A 25,395-nucleotide genomic window follows, 5' to 3' on the forward strand; every position below is an offset into this window, starting at 1 on the left:
GCCCGGCATCCCATGCTGACGGGTGAGGCCTTCCGGACGGCGTTGGCGGACGTTCTCGCCCGCTACCGCGCCGCCTTGGCCGACGGAACGGACGACCTCGGCCTCCTGCTTGAGCGGATGGAGGCCGGCGACGCGCTCGACAGCCGGCGGACCTTCCCCGGTCACGTGACGACCAGCGCGATCGTGCTCGATCCGTCGGCGCGCCGGGTGCTGCTGGTCCATCACCGGGCGACGGGACGCTGGCTGCAGCCGGGCGGCCACTGGGAGCCGGCGCCCTCCTTCGCCGCGTCGGCGCAGCGGGAAGCCGAGGAGGAGACGGGCGTGGCGGGCCTGCGCCCGCACCCCTGGCACGCGGCGAACGCCAGCCTGCCGATCGACGTCGACACCCACGCCATCCCGGCCCGGCCGTCGAAGGACGAGCCGGACCACTGGCATTTCGACCTGCGCTACGTCTTCGTCGCGGACGACTCAGCGCGCCTGTGCACCCAGGCAGACGAGGTCGCGGCCGCAGAATGGCGCAGTGCCTGCGAACTGCGCTCCATCTGCCCCCGCGTGTGGCGCCGCCTCAGCCTCGGTGCGTGACCTCTGCCATGTGGGCATGGCGCCGCCGCCGCTCCCTTCGCCCCCGCAGGGGGAGAAGGGAAGGACGGTCGGGGCTGTATCGGGTCATCCCTTCAGCTTGGCGTTGCACTGGCTCCAGTAGCCGCCGCCGGTCTGGATCCACTTCAGCTCGCCGTTGGCGTTGCGCTCCTTGTTGGCATTGTACTGGTCGGCGCAGGTCTTGAGGCGGGCCTTGCCGGCGGGCTCGTCGGCGTACTTCGACGACACCGCCTTCGGGAACACGGCGGCCCGGGCCTTTCCAGCGGAGGCGGCAGCCGTCGCGGCCGGCTTGGTGGCGGAAGCGGCAGCCGTGGCCGCGGGCTTCGCGGCCGAGGCCGCGGCGGGCGCAGCAGGCTTGGCGGGAGCCGGATCGTCCTTCACGGCGGCGGCGGCGTCGGCCTCGGACGCATCGTCGTCACCGCACTCCGCCTTGCGGAAGTCGTTCCACTTCATGCCCTTCAGCTTGTTGGCCGCCTTCGCCTCCTGGTACTTGGCGCTGCATTCCTTCATGGTGAGCGCGCTCGCCGGAGCCGGGGCGAGGATGGCGGCGCCGAGCACGGCGGCGAGGGCGGGGAGGACTGCTGATCTCGACATGGCGTTCTCCTGCGAGCGGCAAGTACAACCGCTCGATCGAACGCCTCTCAACTCATGATTGCAAGTCTCAACAGGCGGCCCGGAGGCGGTCCGCCGATCACTCCGCAGCGATCGCGGCCGGGCGGGGCTCGGCGATTCCCGCCTCCACGAGCGGTTCCGGCATGTCGCCGCCATAGGCCCAGTCGAGCAGTTCGGCCGTGTGGACGATGGGCACGGGGCTGCCGGCGTCGGCCAGTCCCTTCCCGATCTGCTGCATGCAGCCGATGTTGCCGGTCGCGATCACCTGCGGCCGCGTACGGCCGATGTTGGCGACCTTGCGGTCGCGGAGCTTCCCGGCGATCTCCGGCTGGAGGATGTTGTAGACGCCCGCCGAGCCGCAGCAGATGTGGCCCTCCGGCACGTCCTTCACGACGAAGCCGGCGCGCCGCAGCAGGGTCTTGGGAAGGTCGGTGATCTTCTGGCCGTGCTGCATCGAGCAGGCCGAGTGGTAGGCCACGGTGAGGCCGGAGGGCCGCTCGGGTTCCGGCAGCTCCAGGGTGGCGAGGTACTCGGTCACGTCCATGGCCAGCGACGAAACGCGCGCAGCCTTCCCCGCCATGCGCGGGTCGTCGCGGAACATGAAGCCGTAGTCCTTGATCGTCGTCCCGCAGCCGGACGCCGTGATGAGGATGGCGTCGAGTCCCTCCCCCTCGATCTCGCGCGTCCAGGCCTCGATGTTGCGGGCGGCGAAGGCGTGGCTGTCGTGGTCCTGGCCCATGTGGTGGACCAGCGCGCCACAGCATCCCTCGCCCTGCGGGAGGACGACCTCGACGCCGAGCCGGTTGAGCAGGCGGATCGTGGAGTCGTTGATGGACGGCTTCAGCACCGGCTGGGCGCAGCCCGAGAGCAGGGCGACGCGCCCCCGGCGCTGCCCCGTTGGCCTGTGCGTGCCCGGCCCCTCGAGCGTCGAACGGGGCTCGATGCGGGCCGGGGCGAGGTCCAGCATCGCGGCGAGCCGCGGGCCGACGAAGGGGAGAGGCCGCAGCAGCGGCTTCAGCGGACGGCCGAACACGCTGGCGAGCAGGGCGAAACGGAAGCGGGTCGGGTGCGGCAGCACGAAGCCCAGCACGCGGCGCATCAGCTGGTCGTGCCAGGGTCGCTTGTAGGTCGCCTCGATGTAGCTGCGCGCATGATCGACCAGGTGCATGTAGTGCACGCCCGAGGGGCACGTCGTCATGCAGGACAGGCAGGAGAGGCAGCGGTCGATGTGCTTGACGACCTGCGGCGTGGCCGGCCGGCCGTTCTCCAGCATGTCCTTGATGAGGTAGATGCGGCCGCGCGGGCTGTCGAGTTCGTCGCCGAGCAGCAGGTAGGTCGGGCATGTCGCCGTGCAGAAGCCGCAATGCACGCAGGTGCGCAGGATCTTCTCGGAGGCCTGCATGGCCGGATCGCGCAGCTGCTCGGGCGAGAAGTTGGTCTGCATCGGAAACTCCCGCCGTCAGATGCCGGCGTACATGCGGCCGGGATTGAAGAGGCCGCGCGGATCGAGGCTCGCCTTGAGCCCTGCGGAAAGGCGCCGGACGGGCTCGGGCAGCGGCTCGAACACGTCGACGCTGGCGCGCAGTTCGACGGGCGCGCGGACCAGCGTCGCGTGGGCGCCGGTGCCGGCAAAGGCGCGTCGCACGAGGCCAGCCCCGGCGTCGTCGTCCGCCGGGAGCGCCAGCCACACGAGTCCGCCGCCCCAGTCGTAGAAGTGCCGCAACGGGACCGTCTCCGACAGGCTCGCGACAGCCGCCGCGGCCTTCGAGGCGGCCACCGACACCCGCCAGACGACCGCGTCGGCGGGTTCGGACAGGAACATGGCGTCGCGCACCGAGCGCCACAGGCCGGCGGAGATCTCGCCTTCCAGCCTGTTCGCGGTGCCGAAGCGCGCCAGCCGCTCGGCCAGGCGGCCAGCCCGGTACGTCACCGACGCGGCGAAACCCTCCAGCCGCAGCAGCGTCTTGGGCACGCGTTCGACGGTGCCGGGCAGGTGCGCCGCGGCGCTGACCTCGAAGGGCGAGCCCAAAGCGGACGACATCGCCTCTACCGCCGCGGCGTCGGCGAGCCCATGCAGCACCAGCGTCGCCGCCGTCTCGGGCGTCGGCAGCACCTTGAACGTCACCTCGGAGAAGGCGGCCAGCGTGCCCCACGAGCCGCAGACGCCCTTCACGAGGTCGAGGCCGGTCACGTTCTTCATGACCCGGCCGCCGGCGCGAATGACCTCGCCCCGGCCGTTCACGAGCCGCACGCCGATGAGGCTGTCGCGGCAGGCGCCAGCCACGACCCGGCGCGGGCCGGAAAGGTTGGCGCCGACGACGCCGCCGACCGTCGGCTCGCCGCCGGCGCCGAGCAGCGCCCGGTAGTCGAGGGGCTCGAACGGCAGCATCTGGCCCTTTCCGGCCAACGCCGCCTCCACCTCCGACAGCGGCGTCCCCGCACGGGCGGCGATGACCATCTCGGCCGGCTCGTAGAGCGTGATGCCGGACAGGCCCGACAGCGACAGCGTCCGCGCCGCCTGGACCGGCCGGCCGATCGCATCCTTCGTGCCGGCCCCATGCACGGAGAGGGGCGTGCCCGCATGCGCGGCGTCGGCGATGGCGGCGACGAGGTCGGCCTCGTCGCGTGGCTTCAGGGCATCGCTCATGCGCCGGAACCGTGGCTTTCGGGGATCGGGGCGGAGGACGGCATCACGCCGCCGCGTCCTGCGGCAGCCAGCGGTCATCCAGCGGGAAGACCTTGGCGGGGTTGAGGCGCCACGCGGCGTCGAAGACGGCACGCACGCGCATCTGCTGCTCGAGTTCGGCCGGCGTGAACTGCGAGCGCATGAGGTCGCGCTTCTCGATGCCGACGCCGTGCTCGCCCGTCAGGCAGCCGCCGACTTCCACGCACAGGCGCAGGATGTCGTTGCCGGCCTCCTCCGCCTTCCGTGCCTCCTCCGGATCGTTGACGTTGTACATGATGAGGGGATGGAGGTTCCCGTCCCCCGCGTGGAAAACGTTTGCCACCCGCAGGCCGTAGCCCTTCACGATCTCGTCCATACGGCGCAGCACCGCCGGCAGCTGGCCGGTGGGAATGGTGCCGTCCATGCAGATGTAGTCCGCGACGCGGCCGGTGGCGCCGAAGGCCGACTTGCGGCCCTTCCAGATGGCGGCCGTCTCCATGGCCGACTTCGACTCGCGCACCGTCTTCACGCCGTGCTCGCGGGCGATGGCGACGATGCGGGCGAGGGCGGCGTCCATCTCGGCATCCGAGCCCTCGACCTCGATGATCAGCAGGGCCTCGACGTCCAGCGGGTAGCCGGCCTTGGCGAAAGCCTCGCAGATCTCGATCGCTGGCTTGTCCATGAACTCCATGGCGACAGGGACGATGCCGGCGGCGATGATCGCGGCCACCGCGGCGCCGGCCTCCTCGCTGGTGGGGAAGCCGAACAGCACGGGCCGGGCCCCCTCGGCGAGCGGCAGGATGCGCACGACCGCCTCGGTGACGACACCGAGTTGTCCCTCGGACCCGACGACAAGGCCCAGCAGGTCGTAGCCGGGGGCGTCCATCGCGTCTCCGCCGATGTCGACGACGGTGCCGTCGATGAGCACCATGCGCACGCCGAGCACGTTGTTCGTGGTGACGCCGTACTTCAGGCAGTGGGCGCCGCCCGAGTTCATGGCGATGTTGCCGCCGATGGTGCAGGCGAGCTGCGAGGACGGGTCCGGGGCGTAGAAGAAGCCTTCCGCGCCCACGGCGCCGCTGATCGCGAGGTTGGTGATGCCCGCCTCGACGCGCATCGTGCGGTCGGGGAAGCTGACGGCGAGCACACGGTTCATCTTGGCGAGGCCGATGACGACGGCGTCCTCCTGCGGGATGGCGCCGCCGCACAGGGATGTCCCGGCACCGCGCGGAATGACGTTCACACCCGCGCGGTGGCAGTAGGACAGAACCGCCGAAACCTCGTCGGTCGAGGTCGGCAGGACCACCGCGAGAGGCATCCGGCGGTACGCGGTCAGCGCGTCGGTCTCGAAGGCGCGCAGTTCGTGCTCGCTGGTCACGAGCGATTCGGCCGGGACGAGCCGGGAAAGGGCCGAGAGGATCTCCGCACGCCGGGCGAGGATCCCCTGATCGGGCGCAGGAAACGCAATTCCGCCCATGGTCTTGATCCTCCGTACCGCCTCTTCCACCCCGTCATCCGCATCCTAGCCTAAGCACCCGGCCGCTTGCAGGATCAAGAGAGTCGCAAGATTATTTCCCCCAGGGAACAAATCACTGCCACTCTCGCTGCGGACTGCAGGACGATGGAATCGCTCGCCGACCTCGACGTGTTCGCCCGGATCGTCACGGCCGGTTCGATGTCCGCGGCGGGGCGGGAGCTCGGGCTCTCCCCGGCCGTGATCTCAAAGCGCATCCGCCGGCTGGAGGAGCGGCTGGGCACGCGTCTGCTGCAGCGGACCACGCGCAAGATCGCGCTCACCGAGGCGGGACAGGGCTTCTACGAGCGGGTGGTGGCGATCCTCGCCAGCGCCGAGGAGGCCGAGGCCTGGGTTTCGCGACGCTCATCCGCCGTCCGCGGGCTGCTGCGCGTGTCCGCGCCGACGTCGTTCGGGCGCCTCCACATCGCGCCGCACCTCGCGGCATTCCTGGACGCTCATCCGGACCTGACGGTCGACCTCGTCCTGTCGGACGCCTTCGTCGACATCGTCGGCGAAGGGTTCGACGTGGCGGTACGGATCGCGGACCTTCAGGATTCGAGCCTCGTCGCACGCCGGCTGGCGGCCAATCACCGGTTGCTGTGCGCCGCTCCTGCGTACCTTGCGAGCCAGGGCGAGCCCAGGACGCTTGCCGATCTCTCCTCCCACAGGCTGATTGCCCACAATGCCGACCAGTGGCGCCTGGAGGGGCCATCGGGCTCTGCGACGGTGCGAATCGAAAGCCGGCTGCGGACAAACTCCAGCGAGGTGGTGCGCGAGGCGCTTCTTGCCGGGATGGGAATCGCCCTGCGCTCCACGTGGGACATCGGGCCCGAACTGCGCAGCGGGAAGCTCGTCAGGGTGCTGCCGGAGTGGGGCGGCTCGCGGAAGGTCGCGATCCACGCCGTCTATCCCAGCCGGCGGCACCTGGCACAGAAGGTGCGGGTGTTCATCGACTACCTGGCGTCGCTCTACGGTTCGACGCCGGCGTGGGACGAAGGCCTGGGCTTCATGCCGGCCGCCGCCTGAACTGCGACAGCCCGCCCCCTTCATCCCGGGTTCACCCTGCACCAATTATCACCATCACGCACTGACGCCGGGCAGCGGGCCGTGATAAGGGACCCACCGCCGGTTCCATTGCCCGTTGTGTGCGAGAGAACAAGGAAACCCTCCGACGGCCGGAGCATTCTCCAGCCTGCAAGCCTCGTGTTCCACGATCCACCACCCGAGAGAGAAGGTTCAACGATGATCAAGTCACTGCCTGGCCTGGCTGCCGCAGCCGCGCTTCTCGCCCTCTCCGCCGGCTCCGCCATGGCGCAGGACGCCGCGGCCGGGGAAAAGGTCTTCCTCAAGTGCCGCGCATGCCATCAGGTGGGCGAGAACGCCAAGAACGCCGTGGGTCCCGTCCTGAACGGCCTCATCGGCCGCAAGTCCGGCTCGGTCGAGGGCTACAACTACTCCGACGCCAACAAGAACTCGGGCATCACCTGGGATGAGGCGACCTTCAAGGAGTACATCAAGAACCCGAAGGCCAAGATCCCGGGCACGAAGATGATCTTCGCCGGCATCACGAACGACAAGGAGATCGAGGATCTCGTCGCCTACCTCAAGACGTTCGGCCCCGACGGCAAGAAGATCTGATCCGGTCTGCGGACTGGTTTGCGAGGGCGGCCCCGGAGGCCGCCCTTTTTCGTTCCTCAAGGGAACGTCGCGCCGGATGCTGCATTGCGATATCGCAGTGCAGCATCCATGCTTCCGACTCATTCTCGGGCGCTGATGGCCGCTCGCGGCCTGGGCGGAGGACGCATGAGCACCTATCGACTGGACAGCCTTTTCGCCCCGCGATCCGTCGCGGTGGTGGGTGCGAGCCCGAAGGAGGGCTCGCTCGGGCGGGCCGTCATCGCGAACCTGCGCCGCGCCGGGTTCGCGGGACCGCTCATGCCGGTCAATCCGCGCCATGCCGTGATTGACGGGCTGGTCTGCGTGCCCTCGCTGTCCGACCTGCCGTCGGTCCCCGACGTCGCCATCGTTGCGACGCCGGCCTCGGCGGTGGAAGGCGTGATCGACGAGGCCGGACGCCTCGGCGTGCACGTGGCTGTAGTGATCACCGCGGGACTCGACCGTGGGCCGGGTTCGACGGAGGAACGCGTTCGCGCCTCCGCCCGCCGCCATGGCCTGCGGCTCGTGGGGCCGAACTGCCTCGGCGTCATGGCGCCGCGGGCGAAGTTCGACGCCTCCTTCTCGGCCACCCCGGCGCGGGCTGGCGATCTCGCCCTGATCTCGCAGTCGGGTGCCATCGCCGCGGCCCTGCTCGACTGGGGCGAGCGGCGCGGCGTCGGGTGGTCCGGCATCGTCACCCTCGGCGACAAGATCGACGTCGACTTCGGAGACTGCCTCGACTGGTTCGCGCAGGACCGTGCGACGCGCGCCATCCTGCTCTACGTCGAATCCATCAATGACCCGCGCAAGTTCATGTCGGCGGCCCGCGCCGCGGCTCGCACCAAGCCGGTGATCGTGGTGAAGGGCGGCCGGCACCGCGCTGGAGCGCGGGCGGCGAACTCGCACACCGGCGCGCTGGCCGGCGCGGACGAAGTGTTCGAGGCTGCGTTCCGGCGTGCCGGGCTGCTGCGCGTCTATGACCTCGACGAGCTCTTCGCCGCGGTGGAGACCCTCTCCCGCGTGGCGCCGTTCCGCGGCGACCGTGTCGCCGTGCTGACGAACGGCGGCGGGCTCGGCGTCCTTGCGGTCGACCGGCTCATGGACCTCGGCGGCACGCTCGCCCGCCCGACGGACGAGACCCTCGCGCGTCTCGACGCCGCGCTGCCGCGGGGCTGGAACGGGCCCAACCCCGTCGACATCATCGGCGACGCCGACGCCGCACGCTACGCGACGGCGCTGACGGCGCTGCTGGACGATCCCCAATGCGACGCCATCCTCGTGATGAACTGCGCCACCGCCTTGGCGCCGAGCATCGGCGCCGCTCAGGCCGTCACGGAGGTCGTGAAGGCGCACAGGGCGTCGCACATCCGGCCGAAGCCGGTCTTCGCCGTCTGGCTGGGCGACCACGACGAGGCCAGCGCCCTCTTCGACAGCGCCCGGATCCCCAGCTACCAGACCGAGGCGGACGCGGTGCAGGGCATCACCCACCTCGTCGCCTACCGCAAGGCGCAGGATCTCCTCATGGAGATGCCGCCGAGCCTGCCGGCGGACTTCGCGCCCGACCGTGAGGCGGCCCGCGCCATCGTGCGCGGCGGGCTCGCCCGCGGCCAGCGCTGGCTCGATCCGGTGGCGGTGACAGGCGTCCTCGAGGCCTACGGCGTCCCGGTGGCGCCGGTTCGATCGGCGGCCACGCCGGAGGAGGCCGCGCGGATCGCCGAGGGATTCCTTGCCGCGGGCTCGGCCGTCGCGGTGAAGATCCTGTCGCAGCAGATCACCCACAAGTCGGACGTCGGCGGCGTCGTCCTCAACCTGTCCAGCGCCCGGGCGGTGCAGGAGGCGGCGCGCACGATGCTGGCTACGGTTGCGGCAGCGCGACCCGACGCCGTCATCGACGGCGTCACCGTGCAACCAATGATCCACCGGCCGCGTGGGCGCGAACTGATCGCCGGCCTCGCCGACGATCCGACTTTCGGCCCGGTCGTGGTCTTCGGGCGTGGTGGCACGGCGGTCGAGGTCATCAACGACAAGTCGCTGGCGCTGCCGCCGCTCGACATGAGCCTCGCGCGCACGCTGATGGCCCGCACCCGCGTGCACCGGCTGCTGCTCGGGTATCGCGACGTTCCGCCGGCCGATCTCGACGCAGTCGCGCTGACGCTGGTGAAGCTGGCGCAGCTCTCCGCCGACGTGCCGGAGATCATGGAGCTCGACCTGAACCCGCTCGTGGCGGACGAAACCGGCTGCATCGCGCTCGATGCCCGGATCGGCATCGCCGCTGTCCCGCCCTCGCCGCGGCGGGAGGGCCTGAACCCGCGCTTCGCCATCCGGCCCTATCCGGTCGAGTGGGAGCGCCAGCTGACCCTCAAGGACGGCTGGCGAGTCGACGTGCGCCCCGTGCGGCCGGAGGACGAGGCCCTTTATCCGCCGTTCTTCGAGAAGGTGACGCAGGAGGACCTGCGGCTGCGCTTCTTCGCCAAGGTGAAGGACTTCAGCCACGCCTTCATCGCCCGGCTGACCCAGATCGACTATGCGCGCGCCATCGCCTTCGCGGCGATCGAGCACGACACGGGGGAGTTGCTGGGCGTCGTGCGCCTGCACGCGGACGTCAACCACCAGGAGGGCGAGTACGCCATCCTCCTGCGGTCCGACCTGAAGGGCCGCGGGCTCGGCTGGGCCCTCATGAAGCTGATGATCGAGTATGCCCGCGCCGACGGCCTCGACCGCGTGACCGGCCAGATCCTGCGCGAGAACACCACGATGATCTCGATGTGCAAGGCACTGGGCTTCGAATCGCGCCCCGACCCGGACGACCAGGACATCCGGATCGTCGAGCTGGACCTGTCGAAGGCGCTGGCCTGACGGATCAGACCTCGGTGCGGTTGCGGATGCGCCGCACGATCAGCGCCACGCCCGCAATGACGATCGGCACGGCCACCGCCGTGGCGAGGCCGGGGTCGACGGGCAGCAGACCCACGTCCTTGGCACCCTTGAACACGTAGGACGCGAGGCCGATCACGTAGTAGCTGATGGCCGCGACGGAGAGGCCCTCGACGGTCTGCTGCAGGCGCAACTGCAGGCGGGTGCGCTCGTTCATCGCCGACAGCAGGTCGCGGTTCTGGCGCTCGATCTCGACGTCGACGCGCGTGCGCAGCAGGTTCGACGAGCGGCTCAGCTTCTCGGAGAGGCGGGCCTGCCGTTCCTCCAGCATGGTGCAGGTGCGCATGGCGGGCGCCATGCGGCGCGCGAGGAAGTCCTCGAAGGTGGGCCAGCCCTCCACGCCCTTCTCGCGGATCACCGCCAGACGCTGCTGCACGATGCCGTCATAGGCGCGGCTGGCGCCGAAGCGGTAGCCGGACGTCGCCGTGTCGGCCTCCATGGCCGCGGCCAGCGAGGTGAGTTCGTCGAGCAGGCGGTGGTCGGCCTCGAGGCCCCCGCCCTCGTCCATGCCCTTGGCGATGCGGGTCAGGGCCTCCTCGATCTTCTTGACGCGCGGCGCCATGACCTGCGCTTCCGGCAGGCCCAACAAGGCCAGCGTACGGTAGGTCTCGATCTCGAGCAGCCGTTGCGTCAACGCGCCGGCGCGGGCCGGGCCCAGCCCCTCGTCGATGACGAGCAGGCGCACGAACCCGGCCGCATCGGCGCGGAAGTCGGACGCGATGATCGCCGCGTCGCCGTCGACGCGCGACACGGCGAGGCTGGCGGGATCGAACAGGCTGTCGAGGTCGGGCAGCCGGCCGTCGACCTTCCGCAGGTGCAGGTCGACCGCCGCGAGCAGCGGGCCCGGCTGCGGCAGAGCCTTCATGACGAAGGCCAGCATGCCGGAGGGCGGCTGGAAAGGATCCCCCTCCCCGTCGAGCTCCCACGTGTAGGTGGTGAATTCGGCATGCGACTCCCAGCGCAACGAGCCCTGGGGGATGGTGATGCGGTGGTGACGGGCGGTCTCGCCCGGAACGGGAAGGCCGCGGGCGACGCAGAACGCCGTCAACGCCGCGCGGTCGGCGCCCGGAACGGCACCAGCCGTCATGAAGGCGAAGTGGAGGAACCGCCGGGGCGTGAGAATGGGATGGAACGGGCGGGCATGCACCTCGCCCAGCACCGCGTCGCGCGACGGGTGGGGCAGCAGGGAAAAGGTCCCTGGCCCCACGTCGAGGCCGATGTCGCGTGCGGCGTCGGCGCCCGGCCCATCGGCGGAGGCGGCGAGGGCGGAGGTGCTGCTGGCGTTGCTCACGTCGGGCCGTCCGGGGTCGGGCCGCCATTCGCGGCGACAGGAGAAGGGCGCCGCGTCGGATTGCCGCGGCGCTTCATTATGCGCAGCAGGGCCGCCCCCGGATCAACCCGGCGTCGCGCCGCGACGGCTTCCGATAGGCCATGCGCTTGTTTTCGCGTCGGATTTGGGCAGGGGACGGTTTCCCTCCGCCTCGGACATGCGCTAGGGTCCGCCGCGACGCATGGCGCGTCGCTGAGGAGACGCCGAGGCCCATGGCCACCGTTCTGCTGGACACGTCCGCCCGCACCCCGCGCCCCGTGCGCCCCAGGGTGGGGCTCTTCGTCACCTGCCTCGTCGACCTGATGCGGCCGTCCATCGGCTTTGCTGCGGTGAAGCTGCTCGAGGATGCCGGCTGCGTGGTGGAGGTGCCGACGCAGACCTGCTGCGGCCAGCCCGCGTTCAATTCCGGCGACCGGGCGACCGCTCAGGCGCTGGCCGAGAGCGTGATCGATGCCTTTTCCGGCTGCGACTTCGTCGTGGCGCCCTCCGGCTCCTGCGCCGGGATGATCAAGGCGCACTATCCCGAGCTCTTTGCCGGCGACCCCAACCTCGCGCCCAGGGCCGAGGCGCTGGCGGCGAAGACGCACGAGCTCACGAGCTTCCTCGTCGACGTGATGGGAGTCACCGCCGTCTCGGCGAAGGTCGACGCGACCGCTACCTACCACGACAGCTGCTCGGGGCTGCGCGAACTCGGCGTCAAGTCGCAACCGCGCACGCTGCTCGCCTCGGTCGAGGGCCTGACGCTGACCGAGATGAACGAGAACGAGGTTTGCTGCGGCTTCGGCGGCACCTTTGCCGTGAAGTACGGCGAGATCTCGGATTCCATCGTCTCCAAGAAGACCGGCAACATCACGCGGAGCGGCGCGCACCTGTTGCTGGCCGGGGACCTCGGCTGCCTGATGAACATGGCCGGCAAACTGATGCGCGAGGGCAGCGACGTCGAGGTCCGTCACGTCGCGGAGGTGCTGGCCGGCATGACCGACGAGCCGCCCATCGGGGTGGCGCGCGAGGCGGCGGAGTGATCCGGCCGGCCCGTCCCGCTGCTGAACCCCTTCCCTGCCCGCTCCGGCCCGAGGGTCGCCGATGACCGCCCACATCACCTCGCCCCAGTTCAAGCAGAACGCCTCCCGTGCGCTCATCGACGAGCCGCTGCAGAAGGCCATGTCGAACGTCCGGGTGAACTTCATCGAGCGTCGCCGTGCGGCCGCCGAGAAGCTTCCCGAGTTCGAGGCGCTGCGCGACAGCGCGCGCGACATCAAGAACCACACGCTGGAGAACCTCGACCTCTATCTCGAGCGCTGGGAGGAGAAAGTCACCGCCGCCGGCGGCCACGTGCACTGGGCCCGTACGGCCGAGGACGCGCGCGCGGCGGTGCTCGACATCTGCCGGAGGGTGGGCGCGAAGACGGTCACCAAGGGCAAGTCGATGATCTCCGAGGAGATCGCCCTGAACGCGGCGCTGGAGGCGGCGGGGATCACGCCGGTCGAGACTGATCTCGGCGAGTACATCATCCAGCTGCGCGGCGAGCTCCCGTCGCACATCATCGCGCCGGCGGTCCACCTCAACGCCACGCAGGTGGAGAGCGATTTCCGCCGGGTGCATACCCACCTCGACCCGGCCCGCGACCTGTCCCAGCCAGTGCAGCTTCTCACCGAGGCGCGCGGCGTGCTGCGCGACCGCTTCCTCGCCGCCGACGTCGGCATCACGGGCGCCAACTTCCTGATCGCGGAAACCGGCACCTCGGTGATCGTCACCAATGAGGGCAACGGGGACCTGACGCAGATCCTGCCGCGCGTGCACATCGTCATCGCCTCGATCGAGAAGGTGATCCCGACGCTGGAGGACGTGTCGCAGGTGCTGCGCGTCCTCGCCCGCTCGGCGACCGGGCAGGAGATGAGCGTCTACACGACCTTCTCCACCGGGCCGCGGCGTCCTGGCGATCCGGACGGGCCGGAAGAGTACCACGTGGTGGTGCTCGACAACGGCCGCTCCTCGATGCTGGGAACGGCCTACCAGGACATGCTGCGCTGCATCCGCTGCGGCGCCTGCATGAACCACTGCCCCGTCTACCATGCGGTCGGCGGGCACGCCTACGGATGGGTCTACCCGGGACCGATGGGCGCGGTGCTGTCACCGTCGCTGATTGGCGTCGACAAAGCGGGCCACCTGCCCAATGCGTCCACCTTCTGCGGGCGGTGCGAGAGCGTGTGCCCCGTTCGCATCCCGTTGCCCAAGATGATGCGTCACTGGCGCGAGCGCGAGTTCGAGCGGCACCTGTCGCCCGCCACCGTGCGCTCGGGCCTCGCGGTGTGGGGCTTCTTCGCCCGCCGGCCGACGCTCTACCGCTGGGCGACACGCGCGGCGATGGGCGTGCTCGGCTGGATGGGCAACCGGAAGGGCGGCCGGTTCCGCTCGCTGCCGCTCGCCGGCGGCTGGACGAAGTACCGCGACTTCCCGGCCCCGCAGGGCCAGACGTTCCAGGCCCAGTGGAAGGCGAAGCGGGGAGGCCGCTGATGTCGGCGCGCGACGAGATCCTCGGCACCATCCGCCGCTCGCTCGGCGTCACCGGCACCGAGCGGCCGCGGCGCACGGCTGTCGACGACCGTCTCTCGACGGCGCCGAAAGGCCTGGTGCCCGAGCGGGGCCAGCTCGCCGGGGAGGCGCTGGTCGAGCTCTTCCGGACGCAGACGGGCACGGCGCTGGCGACGCTGGAGGAGGTCGACACGCTGGAGCAGGTGCCGGCGGCCGTGGCCGACTACCTGCGCCGCGGCAACCTGCCGGCGCGGGCGCGCATCGGCGACGCGCTGCAGGACCTTCCCTGGGGGTCCACGGCCGTGGAGGTTTCCGCGGGCGCGAGCGACGGCCGCGACCTCGTCGCCGTCAACCGGGCATTCGGCGGCGTGGCGGAGACGGGCACGATCGCCATGGTCTCGGGCCAGCCGAGCCCGACGACCCTGAATTTCCTGCCCGACTACGCCATCGCGGTGCTCCGGCGCAGCGAGATCGCGGGCGACTACGAGACGCTCTGGGCGCGGCTGCGCGAGCGCTACGGCAAGGGGGTCATGCCTCGCACGGTGAACTGGATCACCGGCCCTTCGCGCTCCGCCGACATCGAGCAGACGATGCTGCTCGGCGCGCACGGCCCTCGCAGCCTTCACATCGTGCTCGTGCGCGACTGAGCCCCCCTGCGCGGCGCTGGCTCTGCCGTCGCCGCAATTGGTTAACCAGTCTCGTTCACCATGGCGGGGTCACCGGGCCCCGTCCATGCCGTCCTCGTCGCGTATCCCCCGCCGTACCGTCGCCCTGCTGCTGACGGGGCTCCTCTCCGCGACCTCCGTCCTCGCGCAGGAGCCCTTTGCCCTGCCGCAACCGGAGCAGGCCTTGCCGCCCGCCACCCCGGCAACGGCGCCCGCGGGGCTGCCACCGTCGACGCAGGGCGCGACCGTCCCGTCGGGGGGGCCGGCCTCCTCCGCGCCTGCGCAGGCGACGGCCCCCGCACCGACGCAGCGGGTCGCGCCCGTCGCGGCGAAGCCCCCTGCCCCGCCGCCCGAGGCGAAGATCTCGCAGGATCCGCAGCCGACCTTGCACGCCGGGAGCCTCGCCTTCACCGCTGCTGCCGCACGCCGCTATGCCGAAATCGCCGCCCGCGGCGGCTGGCCTTCGGTTCCGGACGGGCCTCCGGTGAAGCCGGGACAGGACGCACCGTCGATCGCCGCGGTCCGGGCGCGCCTCGCGGCCGAGGGGGAACTCCTCGCGGACCTCTCCTCCACGCGGCTCGATCCCGGCCTCGTCGCCGCCGTGCGGCGCTTCCAGTGGCGGCACGGGCTCCCGGATACCGGCATCGTCGGGCCGGCCACGGTTCGGGAGATGAATGTCCCGGTCGAGCGGCGCCAGCAGGCTCTCGCCTGGTCGGCCCAGCGTCTCGCCGACACCGAGTTCTCGTTCGGCCCGCGCCACGTCGTGGTGAACCTCCCCTCCGCGGCGGTGGAGGCGATCGCCGACGGTGCCGTGGTCCGGCGCTACGTCGCCGTCGTCGGTGATCCGAAGCATCCCAGCCCGACCGTCGTCGCCCGCATCGGCGCGGTCAACCTGAACCCGACCTGGACGCTGCCCGTCTCGATCGTGCGCAACGAGATCATCCCGAAGATGCGCAAGGACCCGACGACGCTCGCCAAGCAGCGGATCCGGATCTACGGCGCATCGGGACAGGAGATCGACCCGGCGCGGATCGATTGGTCGACTACGGCAGCCGTCAACTACACGTTGAGGCAGGACTCCGGGACGGCGAATGCGCTTGGGCAACTGCGCATCGCCATGCCGAACAGCCACGACGTGTACATGCACGACACGCCGTCGAAGCGACATTTCGCCAACGACCGGCGTTTCCTTTCCCATGGCTGCGTCCGCGTCTCAGGAGTCGTCGACCTCGCGGCCTGGTTGCTGGAGGCACAGGGCTTCAGCAAGGCGACGGTCGAGGCGGCGCTGGCGTCCGGCGAACGGAAGGACCTCTCGCTGGCGCGACCCGTTCCCGTGGCGTGGGTCTACCTGACCGGCTGGGTCACGGCCGACGGATCGGTCCACTTCCGCGACGACGTCTACGGGCTGGACCGCCCGGACCCGCTCGACGAGCTCGTGACGGCGACGATTTCGGCGCGCTGAGGCGTCGACCCGGGAAGGGCCGGTGCGGCCGGAACCATTTCGCTTCCGCAACCGTTCGCAGCGTGACCTCGCCGTCGTAACACCGTCTGCGAGGCGGCTTTCGTACGATTGAACTCCCGCGTCTACTTCGTGGACATCGTGCCTTTCCGAAACTGGAGTGATTTTTTCCGGAACCCGACCTCCCCGGGCGGGTTCTTCTTCAATCACATCTTCTTCCGGGGAGTGCGTCACCATGGCCTTGACCTACGCGATCACGGGTGGCGCTGGATTCATCGGACGTCATCTGTGCGAGAACCTTATCGCGGCAGGTCATCATGTCCGGATCCTGGACTGTCTCGTTCCGCAGGTGCACGGCGCCGACCCGCCGGCGCTCCCGGATGGGGCGAGCCTCATCCTCGGTGACGTCCGCGACCCCGGCGCCGTGCGCGAAGCCGTGAGCGGGGTCGACGGCGTGTTCCACCTCGCAGCGGAGGTCGGAGTCGGGCAGAGCATGTACGAGATCGAGCGCTATGTCGGCGCCAACGACCTCGGCACCGCCGTCCTGCTCCAGACGCTCATCGCCTCTCCCGTTCCGCGCATCGTCGTCGCTTCGTCGATGAGCGTCTACGGCGAGGGACGCTACCGCGACGCTGCGGGTCGCCCGGTGCCTTCGGCGCGGCGGCGCGGGGAGGACGTCCAGGCGGGGCGCTGGGAGCCGGTCTCGCCGGATGGAGAGGCGCTGTTGCCCATCCCGACGGACGAGGACAAGCCCGTCGATCTCGCCTCGATCTACGCGCTGACGAAATACGTGCAGGAACGGGCGGTGATGCTGTTCGGCGAGGCCTACAGGGTCGACGCCGTCGCGCTGAGACTCTTCAACGTCCACGGACCGGGGCAGGCGCTCGGGAACCCCTATACCGGCGTGCTCGCCAACTTCGCCGCGCGGCTCGCGGCCGGCGAAAGGCCGATGGTGTTCGAGGACGGCCTGCAGCGGCGGGACTTCGTCCACGTCGCCGACGTCGCGGAGGCATTCCGGCTCGCCATGGAGTCGCCCCGCGCGCCGGGGCACGTCTTCAACATCGGCAGCGGCCAGTCGCATGCGATCGCAGACGTCGCTCGAGCCCTGGCGTCCGCCATGGGCCGCGAGATCGAACCCGAGATCCTGCGTCGGGCCCGGGCCGGCGATATCCGGCACTGCTTCGCCGACATCGCCAAGGCCCGCGACCTTCTCGGCTATGCGCCCCAGCGCCGCCTCGTGGACACGCTGGGCGAACTCGCGACGTGGGTGGCAAGCCAGTCCCCGGTGGACAGGGGCGCGGAAATGCGACGGCAGCTCGAAGCGCGAGGGCTCGTGTCATGACGGTCCGCGCAGCGCCACCCTCAGTACCGAAGGGGCCGCCGGGAGGCTTCGGCTTCGTGGAATGGTTCCGACCCGGCGAGCGGGACCGCGTCATCCGTTCGCTCGAAGCGATGGCGAAGACGCCGGCGACCCGCCTGCGGATTCACCTGTCCTGGGCGGACTGGCACGCCCCGGGTGGGCGCGATTGGTACGACTGGCTGCTGCCGACGCTAGCAAGAAGGATGGAGGTGCTCCCCTGCATCCACTACACGCCGCCGTCCCTGTCGCGAACCGGCCGCACCAGCGGCCCTCCGCGCGACCTGAAGGCCTATTCCGACTTCGTCGACCAGGTGCTGACGCTCTACGGACACTGCATCCGCGAGGTCGAGCTGTGGAACGAGCCGAACAACCTGCTCGACTGGGATTCCCGCGTCGATCCCGACTGGCTGATGTTCTGCGAGATGATCGGCAACGCCGCGTGGTGGATCCGTCGGCGCGGGTTCCGCTGCGTGCTCGGCGGTCCGTGCCCATACGATCCACACTGGCTCGGAATGATCGGCGAGCGGGGCGTGCTCGGCGAGGTGGATGCCGTCGGCCTCCACGGCTTCCCCGGAACGTGGGACAGCGAGGCCGGCACGTGGACGCCGTGGCACGAGCAGGTGGCGTCCGCACGCTCCATCCTCGAACGCTTCAACCCCGCCGCGGAACTCTGGATCACCGAAGCCGGCTATTCGACCTGGCGGCATGACGAGGCCGGTCAGGTCGCCTGTTTCCTCGATGCGCTGCGGGCCCCCGTCGACCGCCTCTATTGGTACGGATGGCAGGACCTCGCCACCGACGTGCCGGTGCAGGAGGGCTACCACTTCGACGAGCGCCACTACCACCTCGGCGTCCTGACGGAGGACGCCCGTCCGAAGCTCCTCGGACGGGCGTTGACGGCGGCGACCTTCGCGCCGGTCGCGCGGATCGCCAGCGTCCTCGCACCCCGGGTGGCCCGGCCCGCCCATCCCGTGGTGGTCGTCGGCGGTGCCGGCTTCATCGGCTGCAACCTCGCGGACAGCTACCTCGCGGAAGGGCGCGAGGTGGTGCTGGCCGACAGCCTGCAGCGACCGGGCGTGGAGGCCAACGTCGAGTGGCTCCGGGAGCGCCACGGTGAGCGGGTCCACCTTGCGCCGGTCGACGTGCGATGCCGCGATGCCCTGCGGGAGGTCGTGCGGCCGGCGGCGGCGCTCTTCCACTTCGCCGCGCAGGTCGCGGTCACCACCAGCCTCGAGGTGCCGGCCGACGACTTCGACGTGAACGCGGCAGGCACCTTCAACGTGCTGGAGGCCGTGCGTGCGTCAGGACGGCCGATCCCCGTGCTCTTCGCCTCGACGAACAAGGTCTACGGCTCCCTCGCCGATGTCGCCGTGACGCCGTTCGCGGACCGCTACCTCCCGGTCGATCCCGCCCTGCGGGAGGCCGGCGTCGGGGAGGACCGGCCCCTTTCCTTCTGCACGCCTTACGGGTGCTCCAAGGGGGCGGCAGACCAGTACGTGCTGGACTTCGCTTCATCCTTCCGCATTCCTGCCGCCGTGATGCGCATGAGCTGCATCTATGGCCCCCGGCAGTTCGGCACCGAGGACCAGGGCTGGGTGGCGCACTTCCTGATCCGGGCCCTGGCCGACGAGCCGATCATGCTGTTCGGCGACGGCCGCCAGGTGCGGGACGTCCTCCACGTCTCCGACGCCGTGGCCGCCTACCGGATGGCCGTCGAGCGCATCGGAGAGGTGCAGGGACGGGCTTTCAACCTGGGCGGCGGACCCGCGAACGCCGTCAGCCTGAGGATGGTGCTGGAGGAGATCGAGCGCCTCGTCGGACGCCGTCCCCGCACCGAGACGTCGGAATGGCGCGCAGGGGATCAGTTGTGGTTCGTGGCCGACACCACGCGCCTGCAGGACGACCTGGGCTGGAGCGCGCGGATCGGCTGGCGACGGGGACTGGCCGACCTCCACCAATGGCTTGCCGGGATCACCCACAGCGTCGCCGAGCGCCGCCCTGCCGCCGGCGGGAGGCGCAGGGCATGAAGGTCGCTCTCGTCAATCCGCCGTGGACGTTCGAGGGCAGCATCTACTTCGGCTGCCGTGAGCCGCATCTGCCGCTCGAGTTGGGCTACGCCGCCGCTCTGCTCGAACGCGGCGGCCACGATGTGCTGCTGATCGATGCGCCCCTCGAGCGTCTCGACGAACGGTCCGTGGTGGACCGGGTCGTTGCCTTCGGTCCCGAGATGACGGTGGTGACGACGGCGCCGACCTATCTCTTCTGGCGCTGCGCACCGCCAGAACTGCGCGTGCCGGCCTCCTTCCTGCGGACCCTCGGCCGACGGGGCGGCCTGACCGTGGCGGTGGGACCGCACGGAACCGCAACACCCGCTCCGACGCTCGCCAAGCTCGGTGTCGACCTCGTCGTGCGGGGCGAGTGCGAGGAGGTCATCGCCGAGCTCGCGGATGCTGCCGACCGCCATGCCGTGCCCTCCGTCGCGTGGCGGGACGGGGACAGGCTCCATGTGGCCGGCCCGCCGCGCGCGAGCCGGTTCGTGGACCATGCGCCGCTGGTCTGGCCGCAACGTTTCATCGAGGCCCACCGCCACCACCATCACCGGTTCGAGAGGGGCTTCCACGAAGGCTTCGGTGCCGAGGTCGAGGCCTCGCGCGGCTGCCCCTACACCTGCTCGTTCTGCGCGAAGATCGACTTCCGCGACGCCTACCGGCGACGCCGGCTCGACCTTCTGCTGGAGGAGATCGACGGACTCTTCGCGCAGGGCGTGCGCTACCTCTACTTCATCGACGAGATCTTTCTTCCGCAGAAGGCGCTGCTGGAGGCGCTCGCGGAACGACCGGTCCGGTTCGGCATCCAGACGCGGATCGACCTGTGGAAGCCGGCGCTGCTCGAACTCCTCGGCGCGGCAGGCTGCGTCTCGATCGAGGCCGGGCTGGAGAGCCTGACCGAGGAGGGTCGCGCGGAACTCGACAAGCGGTGCCGGCTGGACACCTCGGCCCTGGCGGCCCTGCTGGTGACGGCGCGGCGCCACGTGCCTTTCGTCCAGGCGAACCTGATCGGGACGCCGCATGACGGCCCCGACGAGGTCGCCTTCTGGCGGCGGCACCTGCTCGACCGGGGCGTCTGGGCGAACGACCCCGTGCCGCTCTACCCCTATCCGAGTTCGCCTCACTACAGGGCGCTTTGGGGAGAGCCGGATGACCATGCGTGGGAACGCGCCCACGAGCACTACCTGCGGTCGTTCGCGCGGTTCAGCGACCTGCAGGAGGACCGCCCCCTTCCCTTGCCGGCGCTCGAAGCCGGCTGCTGCAGTCCTGCTCCATGAGGACGCCGTCGCGGATCCTCATGACCTGCGATGCCGTGGGCGGCGTCTGGACCTATGCCCGGCGGCTTGCCGACGCGCTTGCCGAGCTAGGGGTCGAGACCGTCCTCACGGGCTTCGGCCCCCGGCCCGACGGGGAGCCTCTCTCCGATCGAGCCCCCACTCGCGAGATCGTCTGGACCAACCTGCCTCTCGCGTGGATGGAGGGACCGGCCGACGTCCGTTACCGGGTCCGGAGTGAACTGGAGCGGCTCGCCTGCGCACGTGGCATCGAGCTCCTGCACCTCAACCAGCCGTCCGACGCGGCCGACCCGGTGGCGTCCCTGCCGACCATCGTTGTCTCCCATTCATGTCTCGCCACATGGTGGGACGCGGTCCGCGGGGGCGCCCCGCCGCCCGACTGGCGCCAGCGGATCGCCTGCGACGCCGCAGGCCTCTCGCGCGCTGATGCCATTGTCGCGCCCAGCGCTTCGCATGCGCGGGCTGTCGTCGCCGCCTATGGGATCACGGCGCCGCGGGTGGTGCCCAACGCCGTCGACCCGGCTCCGGTCGGGGCCGTCGAGAAGGACCTCGTCGTGCTGGCGGCAGCCCGGTGGTGGGATGACGGCAAGAACGCCGCGACGCTGGATGCCGCAGCCGGACGATCGAAGGTGCCCGTGGTGATGGCCGGCCCGACGACTTTTGCGGCGCAGGAGACGCGCCTTGCCCATGCGACGCGCTTTGGTGCGTGCGCCCACCATGAGCTGCGAGCCCTGATGGCGCAGGCCGCGATCTTCTGCTCGCCCTCGCTCTACGAGCCATTCGGGCTGACGGCGCTGGAGGCGGCGCAGGCCGGCTGCGCGCTGGTCCTCTCCGACATCCCGACCTACCGCGAGATCTGGGACGGCGCGGCGATGTTCGTTCCGCCCCGGGACGCCGCGGGCTTTGCTAGGGCCTTCGATGCCCTCGCCGCCGATCCCGCCGACCGACGACGCCTCGGCGTCGCGGCGGCCGAGCGGGTCCGTCGCTTCACGCCGGAGGCCCAGGCGAGGGCGATGCTGGCCGTGTACCGCGATGCCCTCGCCGCGGCCACATGAGGGCGAGAGATGCGTTTCCTTTTCTACAGTCACTCCCTCGTCTCCGACTGGAACCACGGCAACGCACACTTCCTGCGCGGCGTGATGCGGGAGCTTCTCTCGCGGGGGCACGCGGCGACCGCACTCGAACCCGACGGCGGCTGGAGCCGGGACAACCTGCGGCGTGAGCACGGCGACGCTGGCGAAATGGCCTTTGCCCGCACCTTTCCCGAGCTTGTCTCCGACTGCTATGGGCCGGATTTCCCACACGAGGGAGCCCTCGACCAGGCGGATGTCGTGGTCGTGCACGAGTGGACCGAGCCGGAGCTCGTCGCGCGGATCGGCCGTGCGCGGATGGAGGGAGGACGCTTCACCCTTCTCTTCCACGACACGCATCATCGCGCCGTGTCGGACGAGGCCGGAATCGCCGGCCTCGACCTCGCCGGCTACGACGCCGTGCTCTGCTTTGGCGAGACGCTGAGCGAGCGCTACCGCAAGCGAGGCTGGGGGCGACGGGTCTTCACCTGGCACGAGGCGGCCGACACGAGCCTCTTCCGGCCCCAGCCCGCGCCCGAACACAGGCGGGACCTCGTCTGGATCGGCAACTGGGGCGACGGGGAGCGAACTCGCGAACTGGACGCGTTCCTGCTCGAACCGGCGCGACTACTGCGGCTTTCGGGCACGGTCCATGGCGTTCGCTATCCGGCGGAAGCGCTGGAGCGGGTGTCGGCGGCTGGCCTCGACTATGCCGGCTGGCTCCCGAACGCCCGGGTGCCCGCGGTCTTCGCGCAGCATCGGGTGACCGTGCACGTTCCTCGCCGACCTTACGTCGAGCGGCTGCCGGGTATCCCGACCATCCGGGTCTTCGAGGCGCTGGCCTGCGGCATACCGCTCGTCTCGGCACCCTGGACCGATGCGGAGGGACTCCTCCGGGTAGGCCGCGACTTCCTCATGGCGCCGGACGCCGACGCCATGACGGCGGCCCTGCGCGACCTGCTCGCCGATCCGGCGCGGGCCCGCGAGCAGGCCGCCCAGGGCCTCGCGACCATCCTCACACGCCACACCTGCCGTCACCGTGTCGACGAGCTGCTGCTCATCCTCTCGGGGCTGGGAGCATCGCAGCGAGAAGAACAACCAGAACGGGAGGCCATGCCATGAAGATCGCCTTCTACGGGTCCAGCCTCCTCTCCTCCTACTGGAACGGAGCAGCGACCTATTATCGCGGACTGCTGAAGGCGCTCGCCGCCCATGGCCACGCGATCAGCTTCTACGAACCGGATGCGTTCGACCGCCAGTCACACCGCGACATTGACCCGCCGCCCTGGTGCAGGAGCGTCGTCTACCGCGCGAGCGAGGCGGGCCTGCGCAGCGCGGCGGCCGAGGCCGCGCAGGCGGATGTCGTGATCAAGGCGAGCGGCGTCGGATACGGTGACGAGGCCCTGCCGGGCCTTCTTCTGGCGGCCCGGCGCGGGGATGCAGTGGCCGTGTTCTGGGACGTCGACGCGCCGGCGACGCTGGCCGAGTTGCGGACCCAGCCGACGAATCCACTTCGGACGGTCCTGGGCTCCTTCGACCTCGTCCTCACCTATGGTGGCGGCGAACCGGTGGTGCGCGCCTACGAAGGCCTCGGTGCCCGGTTGTGCCGGCCCGTCTACAACGCGCTCGATCCACAGACCCATCACCCCGTCGCGCCGCAGGCCCGGTACGCGGCCGACCTCGTATTCCTCGGGAACCGACTGCCGGACCGCGAGGCGAGGGTCCACCGCTACTTCTTCGATGCGGCATCGCGTGCCCCTCGCCGACAGTTCCTCCTCGGTGGCGCGGGCTGGGATGCGGCGACGGTTCCCCGGAACGTCGAGGTCGTCGGTCACGTCCCGACGGCGGACCACAATGTTCTCAACGTGTCGAGCCGGCTGGTCCTCAACGTGAGCCGCGAGAGCATGGCGGAGAACGGCTGGTCCCCGGCGACACGCGTGTTCGAGGCGGCCGGGGCGGGGGCGTGCATTGTCACGGACGCCTGGGAGGGGCTCGAGGCGTTTCTGACGCCGGGACTGGAGATCCTCGTCGCGCGGGACGGCAGGGATGTCGCAGCGATGGTCGAGAGCATCGACGTGCAGGAGGCCCGTACCATCGGCCGCCGCGCCCTTGCGCGCGTGCTGGCCGACCACACCTACGACCGCCGCGCCGTGGAGGTGGACACCATCCTGCAGCAGGCGCTGGCGCGGCGCCGCGCGACGGAGGATGCGGCATGACCCGGCGGTCCGATCCCGGCTCGCTCGACATCGTCATCCTCGGGCTGTCGCTTTCCTCCAGCTGGGGCAACGGCCATGCCACGACGTGGCGCGCGCTCGTGAAAGGCCTGCACCGCCTGGGGCACAGGGTCCGTTTCGTCGAGCGGGACGTGCCGTGGTACGCGCAGAACCGGGACCTCGTCTCGAGCGAGCATGCGGTCCTGGACTTCTACGGTGATCCGCAGGACCTGGCCGACCGGTTCGCCAGCGCCATCGTCAACGCCGACGCGGTGATCGTGGGCTCCTATGTCCCGGACGGCGTGCGGGTGCTCGACGATGTCCTCTCGTGGGCGTCCGGACTGGTCGCGTTCTACGACATCGACACCCCGGTCACCCTCGCGGGGCTGGAGCGCGGCACGACGCCCTACATCGCGCCCCGGCAGATCCGGGAACTCGACGTCTATTTCTCGTTCACCGGCGGCCCGACGCTGCAGCGTCTCCAGCACGCATTCGGGGCGCGGGTCGCGCTGCCGCTGTACTGCTGCGCCGACACGGACACCTACCGACCGGCCGATGAGCCGCGGGCGTGGGACCTCGGCTATCTCGGCACCTACAGCCCCGATCGCCAGCCGACCCTGGAGCGCCTGCTGCTGGAGCCGGCACGGCGGATGCCCCACGCACGCTTCGTCGTCGCAGGGCCCTCCTATCCCAAGGACATCGCATGGCCGGCGAACGTGGAGCGCATCGACCACGTCCCTCCGCTCGACCATCCGTCGTTCTACCGGCGGCAGCGCTACACCCTGAACGTCACGCGGGCCGACATGGTGGCGGCCGGCTGGTCGCCGAGCGTCCGGTTGTTCGAGGCGGCGGCGTGCGGGACCGCGATCATCAGCGACTGCTGGGACGGGATCGGCGATCTCTTTCCTCCGGGGGACGCGATCCATCTCGCAAGGTCCGCGGACGACGTCGTCGCCCTGTTGCGGGACCCGGACGATGGCTACCGCAACAGGATCGCGGCCGGTGCCCTTCGACGCGTCCGCCAGCACCATCACGCGGTCGCGAGAGCAGGCGATCTCGTCGAAGGCCTGGGCGTCGCGGCCGAGGTGGCCCGGCTGGACGCCCTCGCCACCGCGCGCGTGTGATCAGCCCGAGCGGGTCACGAACTTCGAGAAGCGGCTGAGCTTGCCGTCGCTCGTCCTGTCCTGGTGCAGGAAGGCAAGCTCGTTCGCTTCGAAGGCCTCGAAGAACTCGTCCCAGCTGATTTCCTCCAGCGCATAGGGATCGCCGCGCTCCGGGAAATCGATGCGCAGGATCCCCGCGTCGTCCTTGCCGCCGGTGCCCCGCACCGCCGCCGGCCGGCCGCCGCGCTCTTCTGCCCAGCGGCGGATCTCGTCGTGGTCGATGGTCGTCGTGGCTTCGCTCATGGGTGCTCTCCCGCAGGTGTCCCCGTGCGGAACG

Annotated in this window: 21 protein-coding genes; 15 read left to right on the forward strand and 6 right to left on the reverse strand. The window is 70.5% G+C overall.

Translation table 11 applies throughout. The annotated features are described in order from the left end of the window. Positions 1-12 precede the first annotated feature (12 nt). The gene (locus tag ACX9GQ_RS09505) at positions 13-582 is read left to right on the forward strand and encodes an NUDIX hydrolase (RefSeq protein ID WP_459629280.1); all 570 of its coding nucleotides are present in this window, start codon (positions 13-15) and stop codon (positions 580-582) included. Between the two features lie 84 nt (positions 583-666). On the opposite strand, the gene ACX9GQ_RS09510 is transcribed toward ACX9GQ_RS09505, so the two are convergent. The 4 genes from ACX9GQ_RS09510 to ACX9GQ_RS09525 form a co-directional block, all read right to left on the reverse strand. Then, positions 667-1,194 (reverse strand): hypothetical protein, encoded by a 528-nt coding sequence (locus tag ACX9GQ_RS09510; RefSeq protein ID WP_459629281.1) that lies wholly within the window; start codon positions 1,192-1,194, stop codon positions 667-669. 97 nt (positions 1,195-1,291) lie between these two features. Further along, positions 1,292-2,656 carry a glycolate oxidase subunit GlcF gene (glcF, locus tag ACX9GQ_RS09515; protein WP_459629282.1) on the reverse strand — a complete coding sequence of 455 codons (1,365 nt, stop codon included), beginning with the start codon at positions 2,654-2,656 and terminating at the stop codon, positions 1,292-1,294. 15 nt (positions 2,657-2,671) lie between these two features. Continuing rightward, the gene (glcE, locus tag ACX9GQ_RS09520) at positions 2,672-3,859 is read right to left on the reverse strand and encodes a glycolate oxidase subunit GlcE (RefSeq protein WP_459629283.1); all 1,188 of its coding nucleotides are present in this window, start codon (positions 3,857-3,859) and stop codon (positions 2,672-2,674) included. A gap of 43 nt (positions 3,860-3,902) precedes the next feature. After that, positions 3,903-5,354 carry an FAD-binding oxidoreductase gene (locus ACX9GQ_RS09525; RefSeq protein WP_459629284.1) on the reverse strand — a complete coding sequence of 484 codons (1,452 nt, stop codon included), beginning with the start codon at positions 5,352-5,354 and terminating at the stop codon, positions 3,903-3,905. Between the two features lie 144 nt (positions 5,355-5,498). Between ACX9GQ_RS09525 and ACX9GQ_RS09530 the strand changes: the two genes are divergently transcribed. The 3 genes from ACX9GQ_RS09530 to ACX9GQ_RS09540 all read left to right on the forward strand — a co-directional run bounded on the left by ACX9GQ_RS09530 (position 5,499) and on the right by ACX9GQ_RS09540 (position 9,905). Next, a complete protein-coding gene (locus ACX9GQ_RS09530; RefSeq protein ID WP_459629285.1) occupies positions 5,499-6,419 on the forward strand; it encodes a LysR family transcriptional regulator in 921 nt (306 codons plus the stop codon). 216 nt (positions 6,420-6,635) lie between these two features. After that, the gene (locus tag ACX9GQ_RS09535) at positions 6,636-7,031 is read left to right on the forward strand and encodes a c-type cytochrome (protein ID WP_459629286.1); all 396 of its coding nucleotides are present in this window, start codon (positions 6,636-6,638) and stop codon (positions 7,029-7,031) included. A gap of 165 nt (positions 7,032-7,196) precedes the next feature. Next, positions 7,197-9,905 carry a bifunctional acetate--CoA ligase family protein/GNAT family N-acetyltransferase gene (locus ACX9GQ_RS09540; protein WP_459629287.1) on the forward strand — a complete coding sequence of 903 codons (2,709 nt, stop codon included), beginning with the start codon at positions 7,197-7,199 and terminating at the stop codon, positions 9,903-9,905. A 4-nt stretch (positions 9,906-9,909) separates the two neighbouring features. Here ACX9GQ_RS09540 and ACX9GQ_RS09545 read toward each other — a convergent pair whose 3' ends face one another. Then, positions 9,910-11,190, reverse strand: coding sequence for a DUF3422 family protein (locus tag ACX9GQ_RS09545; RefSeq protein WP_459629319.1), 1,281 nt, complete (start codon positions 11,188-11,190; stop codon positions 9,910-9,912). A 335-nt stretch (positions 11,191-11,525) separates the two neighbouring features. On the opposite strand from ACX9GQ_RS09545, the gene ACX9GQ_RS09550 reads away from it, so the two are divergent. The 11 genes from ACX9GQ_RS09550 to ACX9GQ_RS09600 all read left to right on the forward strand — a co-directional run bounded on the left by ACX9GQ_RS09550 (position 11,526) and on the right by ACX9GQ_RS09600 (position 25,079). After that, a complete protein-coding gene (locus tag ACX9GQ_RS09550) occupies positions 11,526-12,335 on the forward strand; it encodes a (Fe-S)-binding protein (RefSeq protein ID WP_459629288.1) in 810 nt (269 codons plus the stop codon). A 61-nt stretch (positions 12,336-12,396) separates the two neighbouring features. Next, positions 12,397-13,827 (forward strand): LutB/LldF family L-lactate oxidation iron-sulfur protein, encoded by a 1,431-nt coding sequence (locus ACX9GQ_RS09555; RefSeq protein ID WP_459629289.1) that lies wholly within the window; start codon positions 12,397-12,399, stop codon positions 13,825-13,827. Beyond that, on the forward strand, positions 13,827-14,492 hold the full coding sequence (locus ACX9GQ_RS09560; RefSeq protein ID WP_459629290.1) for a LutC/YkgG family protein: 666 nt from the start codon (positions 13,827-13,829) through the stop codon (positions 14,490-14,492). The genes ACX9GQ_RS09555 and ACX9GQ_RS09560 overlap by 1 nt, the downstream gene beginning before the upstream one ends. Before the next feature lie 85 nt (positions 14,493-14,577). After that, entirely contained in the window at positions 14,578-15,972 is a 1,395-nt protein-coding gene (locus ACX9GQ_RS09565) for a L,D-transpeptidase family protein (RefSeq protein WP_459629291.1), read from the forward strand. Positions 15,973-16,204: 232 nt separating this feature from the next. Then, positions 16,205-17,311, forward strand: a complete 1,107-nt coding sequence (locus tag ACX9GQ_RS09570; RefSeq protein WP_459629292.1) for an NAD-dependent epimerase/dehydratase family protein — start codon at positions 16,205-16,207, stop codon at positions 17,309-17,311. Continuing rightward, positions 17,308-19,356: an NAD-dependent epimerase/dehydratase family protein gene (locus ACX9GQ_RS09575; protein ID WP_459629293.1), complete on the forward strand. Its 2,049-nt coding sequence runs from the start codon at positions 17,308-17,310 to the stop codon at positions 19,354-19,356. Before ACX9GQ_RS09570 ends, ACX9GQ_RS09575 begins: the two co-directional genes overlap by 4 nt. After that, positions 19,353-20,654, forward strand: a complete 1,302-nt coding sequence (locus tag ACX9GQ_RS09580; protein ID WP_459629294.1) for a TIGR04295 family B12-binding domain-containing radical SAM protein — start codon at positions 19,353-19,355, stop codon at positions 20,652-20,654. Before ACX9GQ_RS09575 ends, ACX9GQ_RS09580 begins: the two co-directional genes overlap by 4 nt. Then, positions 20,651-21,727 (forward strand): glycosyltransferase family 4 protein, encoded by a 1,077-nt coding sequence (locus ACX9GQ_RS09585; RefSeq protein ID WP_459629295.1) that lies wholly within the window; start codon positions 20,651-20,653, stop codon positions 21,725-21,727. Before ACX9GQ_RS09580 ends, ACX9GQ_RS09585 begins: the two co-directional genes overlap by 4 nt. Positions 21,728-21,736: 9 nt before the next feature. Continuing rightward, positions 21,737-22,864, forward strand: a complete 1,128-nt coding sequence (locus ACX9GQ_RS09590) for a CgeB family protein (protein WP_459629296.1) — start codon at positions 21,737-21,739, stop codon at positions 22,862-22,864. Then, positions 22,861-23,958, forward strand: coding sequence for a CgeB family protein (locus ACX9GQ_RS09595; protein WP_459629297.1), 1,098 nt, complete (start codon positions 22,861-22,863; stop codon positions 23,956-23,958). Before ACX9GQ_RS09590 ends, ACX9GQ_RS09595 begins: the two co-directional genes overlap by 4 nt. Further along, a complete protein-coding gene (locus ACX9GQ_RS09600) occupies positions 23,955-25,079 on the forward strand; it encodes a CgeB family protein (RefSeq protein WP_459629298.1) in 1,125 nt (374 codons plus the stop codon). Before ACX9GQ_RS09595 ends, ACX9GQ_RS09600 begins: the two co-directional genes overlap by 4 nt. On the opposite strand, the gene ACX9GQ_RS09605 is transcribed toward ACX9GQ_RS09600, so the two are convergent. Next, positions 25,080-25,361, reverse strand: coding sequence for a hypothetical protein (locus tag ACX9GQ_RS09605; protein ID WP_459629299.1), 282 nt, complete (start codon positions 25,359-25,361; stop codon positions 25,080-25,082). Positions 25,362-25,395: the final 34 nt, after the last annotated feature.

The organism is Alsobacter sp. R-9 (assembly GCF_054612375.1).